9 protein-coding genes are annotated in these 7,651 nt (G+C 62.7%); 4 read left to right on the forward strand and 5 right to left on the reverse strand.

Features of this window, described 5'->3' with window-relative positions; genetic code table 11:
• Positions 1-150 precede the first annotated feature (150 nt).
• From GUI70_RS19460 to GUI70_RS19475, 4 genes are all read right to left on the reverse strand, one after another.
• A complete protein-coding gene (locus GUI70_RS19460) occupies positions 151-690 on the reverse strand; it encodes a hypothetical protein (RefSeq protein WP_161883972.1) in 540 nt (179 codons plus the stop codon).
• A 140-nt stretch (positions 691-830) separates the two neighbouring features.
• The gene (locus GUI70_RS19465; protein WP_161883973.1) at positions 831-1,670 is read right to left on the reverse strand and encodes a hypothetical protein; all 840 of its coding nucleotides are present in this window, start codon (positions 1,668-1,670) and stop codon (positions 831-833) included.
• Positions 1,671-1,744: 74 nt separating this feature from the next.
• A complete protein-coding gene (locus GUI70_RS19470; RefSeq protein WP_161883974.1) occupies positions 1,745-3,115 on the reverse strand; it encodes a sensor histidine kinase in 1,371 nt (456 codons plus the stop codon).
• Entirely contained in the window at positions 3,112-3,813 is a 702-nt protein-coding gene (locus tag GUI70_RS19475) for a response regulator transcription factor (protein ID WP_161883975.1), read from the reverse strand. The genes GUI70_RS19470 and GUI70_RS19475 overlap by 4 nt, the downstream gene beginning before the upstream one ends.
• Before the next feature lie 268 nt (positions 3,814-4,081).
• Here GUI70_RS19475 and GUI70_RS24540 point away from each other — a divergent pair, with 268 nt between their 5' ends.
• From GUI70_RS24540 to GUI70_RS24550, 3 genes are all read left to right on the forward strand, one after another.
• Positions 4,082-4,246, forward strand: coding sequence for a hypothetical protein (locus GUI70_RS24540; RefSeq protein WP_237725050.1), 165 nt, complete (start codon positions 4,082-4,084; stop codon positions 4,244-4,246).
• A 79-nt stretch (positions 4,247-4,325) separates the two neighbouring features.
• Positions 4,326-4,520, forward strand: coding sequence for a hypothetical protein (locus GUI70_RS24545; protein WP_237725052.1), 195 nt, complete (start codon positions 4,326-4,328; stop codon positions 4,518-4,520).
• Positions 4,457-4,696 carry a transposase family protein gene (locus GUI70_RS24550; RefSeq protein ID WP_237725051.1) on the forward strand — a complete coding sequence of 80 codons (240 nt, stop codon included), beginning with the start codon at positions 4,457-4,459 and terminating at the stop codon, positions 4,694-4,696. Before GUI70_RS24545 ends, GUI70_RS24550 begins: the two co-directional genes overlap by 64 nt.
• A gap of 263 nt (positions 4,697-4,959) precedes the next feature.
• Here GUI70_RS24550 and GUI70_RS19490 read toward each other — a convergent pair whose 3' ends face one another.
• The gene (locus GUI70_RS19490; protein ID WP_161883976.1) at positions 4,960-5,814 is read right to left on the reverse strand and encodes a helix-turn-helix domain-containing protein; all 855 of its coding nucleotides are present in this window, start codon (positions 5,812-5,814) and stop codon (positions 4,960-4,962) included.
• 106 nt (positions 5,815-5,920) lie between these two features.
• On the opposite strand from GUI70_RS19490, the gene GUI70_RS19495 reads away from it, so the two are divergent.
• Entirely contained in the window at positions 5,921-6,616 is a 696-nt protein-coding gene (locus GUI70_RS19495) for an SDR family NAD(P)-dependent oxidoreductase (protein WP_161883977.1), read from the forward strand.
• The last annotated feature ends 1,035 nt before the right edge of the window (positions 6,617-7,651 follow it).

Genomic DNA, 7,651 nt, shown 5'->3' on the forward strand with positions numbered 1-7,651 from the left:
GGGCGTGGAGTTGTCGTGAGACGAGTAGTACCTACGCCTTGGTCTGCTGACCATTCCACCGGTGTCGATCGCTGCTCTACTGGCGCTGTTGGTGGCGATTGGGTTAATGATCTAGCCTAGCTGACTCCAAAAGTAAACCGGGAAGCCGACTTACGGCTTTCCCGGCCCCGGCCCTTTTTTATCGCCCCGCTTGGGCGGCCCCCGGTCTTCCAGCAGTTGTCCGGTCTTGCGGTCGAAGTGCAGTTCGGTGACCACCTGGGCGTCGATCAGCAGGTAGCAGTAGATCTGGGGCCCCATCACGCGCGCCAGGCTCGATACCGTCAGGGACGCCACCTGTGCCCTGAGCTGATCTTGCGCCCCGGCCTGCAGCAACTTCCCTGTCGCCAGCATGCTTTCCTGCCCGCGCGGCACGAGTTGCCCAGTCTCGCTGACGAAGGCCCGCGCCACCACTTTGTCCATGTAAAGCAGCGGCACGGCCAGACGCGGCCCGCCCGGCGTTTTCTGCACCTGAGGCATGCCAGGCGTGAGCGTCACCACGGTGGCCCTCGCCCGCGTCAGGTAGCCTGCCGCCTCCGCGAAACCCTCCAGTTCAGCTTGCGGTGGCGGCGGTGGTTTGTGCGGGGGCCTGCCCTGCGCCGCCGCAGAGAACGGTACGCTCAATAGCAGGGCAGTCAGCAGCAGGGTTCGCACAGGAACGCTCCATCGAAAGAAGGAAAAAGACAGAGAAGTGCGTCCAGACCCCCGGGGTGTTCTGTTCAGGGTATCCGGCGCACTTCAGATTCTAGAGCAGGGAGGTGACGCCCCACTGACCCCTGGGGCAGGGGAAGCGCTCAGCGCCGGGGCGTCTGGTCGCCCCCGGTCAGTGCTTCGGCGGCGTGAAGCAAATCGCGACCTGCTTTCTGCTTCGCTCTGTTGGCACTCTGGAGGTAGGTGCGGGCGTCGTTCAGGTAACCGCGAACGCGGGCGTCGGTGGTCTGCGCGGCCAGAGCATCCAGGCGGCGCAGATCACGGGCTGCAGGTGCAGCTTGCTGGAGTGCGGCAACGTTCGGCGCAGCCTGACCTATCGCCTTCGGCATCGGTGGGCAGGCGATTCCTTTCCCCATGCCCTTGCCATTCGGTCCTCCCTTGTTCATCATGTTGGCCCCTATCTTGGGTGCTGGAGGCGTGGGAGCGGCAGTGGTGCCGCCGGGAGTGGGGAGCGTGGGCTGAGCAGCCGTCTGAGCAGGTGTGGGACGGGTATGCGGTGCGGCGGCAGCCTTGGGACCGCCAGCTCTAGGGCCACCAGGTACGGGTTGGCCGGGTACAGGGGAATTCATGGAGTTGCCGTGGGCATGCGGCATGGACGCGTTCGCACCGTCTGTATCTGCCCTGCACAAGGTCATCTGACCGGCAGGAGCCTGACTGGGCGCGAGGGGACGCGGACCAGGTCCACGACGCGGGCCCTTCCGACCGGGAGTGGGCGGGGCAGGTCGGTCACCGGGCACCGGGGCGACCTGGCCCTGAAGTGGAGCCTGGGGTGCGGCGGTCTGCGGTGCGAGCGGCTGCACTGGCGCAACCTGCCCGATGGTGGTCGGTCCTGTGCCACCGGCCAGGGCGCTGGCTCCCAGGCTCAGCAGGGCGGCGATCATGACAATGTTGCGGGCCTTGGCTATTTGGATGGGTGCGTTCATGGTGACTCCTTCGGGGTGGTGTGATGGAAATGTCCGCCCTTCAGGAGCAAAGCTATTCGTGCAGGCTGAACGCTTCAGGGGGTCGAGCTGAATGCGGGCTGAATGCTGGGTAGGCTTAGACCCACCTCCACCTCGCCGCCCGGCAGATTGCGGGCCAGCACGTCCCAGCCGTGGGCCAGAGCGGTGGCCCGGACAATGGCGAGACCCAGACCACTGCCCTCGCTGGAGGGACGGTCGCCAGGACCTTGACCACGCACGAAGCGGTCAAACAGGCGTGGCAGCAGCTCAGCACTCAGTTCGCCCGGATTGCGGACGCCCAGCTCGACACCCGCTCCATGGTTTCTGCTCCACAGCACGATCTCACTACCGGAAGGCGAGGCGGCCACCGCATTACGGATCAGGTTCCACAGAGCGTCTTCCAGCCGAGCGCGGTCGGCCCAGATTTCTGCGGCTTCAACCTCGGCGCGTACCGTCACCTGTGGCGCCAGGTCTGCCGCTGTGCGGGCCAGGTTACCCAGCAGGACGTTCAGGTCAAGCTGTTCGGGGTGCAGCGGTTCGCCTGCCTCCAGCCGGTTGAGCTGAAGAAGATCGCCCACCAGCCGTCCGGCGCGCCGGGCCTCGCGGCGCAAGCTGATCAGCAGACGGGTGCGCGCCGCCGGATCGTCGCCTACCTTTTCCAGCAGTTCCAGGCCCGCACTCAAGGCTGTGATCGGCGTTCTCAGCTCGTGGCTAGCGTCGGCGGAGAACTGGCGCGTGCGCTCCTCGGCAGCTTCCAGCCGGAAAAAAGCGTCTTCCAGCCGGGCCAGCATGGCGTTCAGGCTCAGGGCCAGCATCTGCACCTCGTCGCGGGCCTGGGGAACAGACAGACGTTCAGACAGTGAGGCCGCCGTCAGGCCCGCGCTGCGCCGCGCCATCGCACGGAGGGGCGTCAATCCCAGGCGCAACAGCGCCGCTCCAACAATTGCTGCCAGGACGAACGCCAGTGCCGCACCCAGCGCATAGGTTCGCACCACGTCGCCGCGCAAAGCGCTGACCTCATCCTGGCGCACAGCCAGACCGATCACGGCGTCGCCCGCACGGGCCAGTTGCAGCCCGTTCCATTGACCCATTCCACTGTCCAACACGGCCTGTACGGTTTTAGTAGGCGGGCTGGGATGCGCGCCGCTGTCGGAAAATAACGTCTGCTGGGGCGTCACGATCAAGCCCCAGGTGCCGCTGGACAGCGCCAAGCTGAAGACCTCGTACTGCAACAGGGTCAGCTCATCTCCACCCACCGCACTCCTCTCCTGATCACGGGCCACCACCGCCAGTTGACCGGCCAGCACGCGGCCCGCCTGTTCCTGGGCGAAGCTACCGATCCGGGCATTCAGATAGAGTCCCAGCGGTAATAGGACTGCCAGCAGCACCCCCAGCAGCACCCCCAGCAAGCGCCCGCGCAGGCTCAAGACGATTCCGGTTCCCGCAGGCGCAGGACATACCCGGAGCCGCGCACGGTATGCAGCAGTTCCGGGGAGCCCAGCGTGCGGCGGAGCTGACGCACGTAAACCTCCACGATGTTGTCGTCGCCCATGAAGCCCGCGCCCCACACGCTGTCCAGCAGTGCCGTCTTGGACAGCACCCGCTGTGGGTAGCGTAGAAAGGTTTCCAGCACCTCCAGGGCACGCGGGCTGAGTTCAAGCACCCGCCCGGCCCGCCGCGCCTCTCGCAGATGGGCATCGAGCTGGAGATCAGCGTACTGGAGGACATGGCTGGACTGTGGCTGGGAACGGCGCAGCACGGCACGCACGCGGGCCATCAGCTCACCGAACACGAAGGGCTTGACCAGGTAATCGTCGGCTCCGGCCTGAAGATGATTGATCCGTTCATCCACGCCGTCGCGGGCCGTGAGCACCAGTACTGGCGTCTCGCCGCGTTCGCGCACGGCGCGTAGCACGACGCTGCCGTCTAGACCCGACAGGCCCAAGTCCAGAATGATCACGTCGGGGCGGGCGCGGGCGAACTGTTCCAGCGCCTCGCCACCTGAACGAGCACGCACGGTGGTAAAGCCCTCATACCCGAAACCCAGTTCCAGCAGCTCGCCGATGGCTGGGTCATCCTCCACGATCAGCGCGGTGGGAGCGGGCGGTGAGGACAGTTCGGGCATATCCGTCACTGTAGCGGCGCGCAGGCGAAGGAAAGCGTCAGCCGCGTCCGTTCTCTCTTCAACGGTCAGGCTGACCTTCAGCTTGTGGACGATGGCACGGAAGTCGCGGTTTAAGACGCTTTTCGTTTCCATCTGCCGCCTCACCTTGGGTGTCCTCTTCCTCACCGTTGCCCTCACGGTGGAATACCGCAACAGCGCTCCACGGTCTTATTGAAATCACCCTGAATTCGGTAGACCTCTTGCGAAAGTCGAAGGCTAAGCTTATGGGGTGGAGCGAGCACGCCTGACCCGCACGTTGAAGATGAACCGCAAGCAGTTCCGTCGACGCACTGGGGTGTATCCTGAGACCTTCGCCGAGATGGAGGCTGTCCTGAATGAACAAGAGGGACGCAAGAAGAAATCTGGCCGCCCAGCGGCGCTGAACAGCTTCTGATGAGTCTAGAATTTTGGCGTGAATACTGTACGTTTGCGCACTTGGGCAATGACTGGGGTGTCCTGTCCATGAAGCCACCGTGCACCGCACGGTGGAACGTGTTGAGGCAGCGCTGATCGCCAGTGCACAGTTCCAGATGCCCAAAAAGCGCGTGTTTCAGGCAGCGCTGATCGTCTACAGCATCGTCGCAGTCGATGCCTCCGAAGTCCCATGCGAACGACCCAAAAAAAGCAGCGCCGCTGGTACAGCGGCAAGAAAAAGCAGCACACACTGAAGTTCCAGCTGCTCATCTGTACCGTGACGCAGCGGATCCTGGGCACAGCGACAAGTGCTAGGGCGGTTCATGACCTCAAGCTCTTCCGTCAGTCTGGCGTGCGCTTCCCCCACGACACGGCTTTGATCGGGGACGCAGGTGATCAAGGCAACGCGGGCGTCGCTTCTCTCTGCTGAACAGCGTTAGGAGAACCGGGAGCTGGCTTATCCCCGCCAGAGCAGAGAGCACGTGATTCGTCGCATGAAAGTCTTTCGCGTGCTGAAGGGCGTGTATCGCCATCGACGTCGTCGTTTCGCCCTCCGAGTTCAGCTGATCGCAGCCCTCTGCAACCTTACGCGAGCCTGCCAATCATGACTTTCGCAAGAGGTCTAGTATCGAACGTGGATATTCGACACTGGTTCAAACACACTTCTCCCAAAGCTCTATTGCGACACGTGCTCTACACTGTGACTGAGAACAACATGTTACGCGCCCGCTCGATCTTGCGGGCATCCTCGCTGCCCGCCTCCGCCGTCAGAACTACGATTCTGAGACCGGTATCGCCCACAGACAAGACGTCACAGTCCACCTGCACGTCGCCCACGATAGGATGCTTGACGACCTTACGATCCTCGACGTGCTCCCCGACGGCACCTGCCCGCCAGAGTGCGGCGAACTTTGCATTTCCTTCAATCAGCCGGTGCAGCAGACGCTTCAAACGCGGGTCCTCCGGATACTGCGCGCTGACCTGTCTCAGGTCGGCGGCCAACGCGCGCTGAGACGCCTCCAGGTTCCTGACGTGAACGGGCCACGCCTCTCTCCAGCCGCCGTCTCCCGGCACTGGGAAGCGTGAAACAGCAAAGTTACGGGCTTCCGGGGCCACCTCAGAGGGATCACCGATCAGCGCGGCCCAGCTCTGGTTCCACCACAGCTGCTGCCAGTCCGCCGCGAAGACAGACAGAGGGACGTCGCCCAGACGCGTCAGCAGCCGTTGAACGCCGGGCGAGAGGTGGTCGCTGATGAAGCGGTCCACCGGAGGACGCAGACCAGCAAGGCGGTAAAGGTGATCTCGCTCGACTTGAGTGAGCTGCAGGGCCGCCGCCAGCGCCGCCACCACTGAGCTGGAAGGTGCAGTCGCTCTCCCCTGCTCCAGCCGCACGACGTAATCCACGGAAAGACCGGCCAGCTCGGCAAGCTCCTCACGGCGCAACCCCACGGTCCGCCGCGAGGTGTGGGCAGGCAGACCAGCCTCCGTAGGGGTCAGCCGTTCGCGCCAGATGCGCAGGGTCGTCGCCAAGCTGGTTTCTTCTGTCATGCCCAGGATGGTATTGCTGCCTGTCAAGGGCCAGAAGTGTAGGAATGACAGTCCTACGGCTGAGCGGTCCCTGGGCAGCGCCGCTCCGATGATCCAGACTCTCCCCATGACGATTACCTTCATTACCGGAGCGAACAAGGGCCTCGGCTTCGAGACGGCCCGCCGTCTTAAAGACCTCGGTCATACCGTTATTCTTGGTGCCCGCGACGCACAACGCGGTCAGGACGCCGCCGCTCGACTCGGCGTTCGCTTTGTACAGATTGATGTTTCCGACGACACCTCGGTCAGCAGTGCTGCCGCCGACATCACGGCTCATGAGAGTCACCTGGACGTACTGATCAACAATGCTGGCATCACCGGTTCGCACGCCCCGGCAGATCAGCTGGTCGGCTCAGAAGCCGTGGAGATTTTCAACACCAATGTCGCCGGGATTGTACGCACCACCCACGCCTTTCTGCCGCTCCTCCAGCGCGCTGAGCACCCGGTGGTGATCAACGTCAGCAGTGGTCTGGGATCATTTGCCCTGACCCACGATCCCTCGAGAATTGAGGGGCAAATCTCCGTGCCGCTTTATACCGCTTCCAAAGCGGCGGTGACGATGCTCACCACCCAGTATGCCAAGGCACTGCCCAGGGTCCGCTTCAACGCAGTGGATCCTGGTTACACAGCCACCGATCTGAACGGCCACAGCGGTCCTCAGACAGTGACCGAGGGGACGGACGCCATCATCACTCTGGCGACCGAGGACGCGGATGCAGGTACCGGACGCTTCATCGACCGCTTCGGCCCCGTGGCCTGGTAGCTCTAGAGCTTGCAGGTGACACTTCGTGCTTTTTTACGTCCATGGGGAGAAAAGCGGTTCTGGCAACTCAACGTCAGCCAAGCCAACCCTACCAGGCGGCGATCTGAACTTCAGACCACCGAATCAATGATGGTCAGCCGTAAGCGCTCAGGCTGCCGTGATCAAGTGGCCAGAATTTTTTCGGCAGCACTTGCTATGACGCAGTCTGGCGGCCTGACAGATTTTATGAGGACGGGCGGCAAACGAATTACTAGGCGATTTCAAGGATGGTTTGGGGAGAGGGACGAAGGCGTTTTCGCTGACCCGGTGGTTCAGCATTATTGAGACCTGCGTCATTTGGAGACAGGTAAACTGGGCGTCGTCCTGGTGAGGCAGCCTCCCAACTAGCCCCCTCTCTGGAAACAAGCCCTGACCGATGGCTGCAGACTTGAATAAAGCGACACAACCGGCGAAGATCCTTGTCCGACCCGGAGGCTGCAATGGCAACACGCTCTCTTCATCGCCCTGAAGCCGCACATGCTGAGCAAGCCCCACAGGAACGACAGTACATCGGGAAACCAAGCATCCATTCCCGGGGTGAGCAACACTCTCTGGACATTCGTAAGATCACGCCGTTCAAAGGCATGTCCGCCGTCGTGGATCAGGTCCTGAAAGAACTGCGCACATGGGTGAAGTTGCAGGGCGCGACCGACGCTGGGCCTTTCTTTTTGCGTCTACATGTGATTGACATGGACGGACCGATGGACATTGAGGTGGGCTGTACGGTTGCCGAGCCCATCCCGGCGACGAGCGCGTTCGGCCGGGGACGTTGCCCGCCGGGCAGTATTCCAGATATGCCACCTCTTCGAAGGTCACTTCGAGCTGCCAGCGCTGCACGAAGGACTCGAGGATCTGCAGCGCGGTCAGCAGAAGGTCCGTACACAGCAGGGCTTGGGTGACTGAGATGTTGCGGTTTATAGTTTCATGCAAAAAAGTGCGTCGTGAACGGCATTCAGCTGATTCATTTCTAGAAATAACTCCGCGAGGCGCACCTCG

Source organism: Deinococcus alpinitundrae (assembly GCF_009982895.1).
GTDB lineage: Bacteria > Deinococcota > Deinococci > Deinococcales > Deinococcaceae > Deinococcus > Deinococcus alpinitundrae.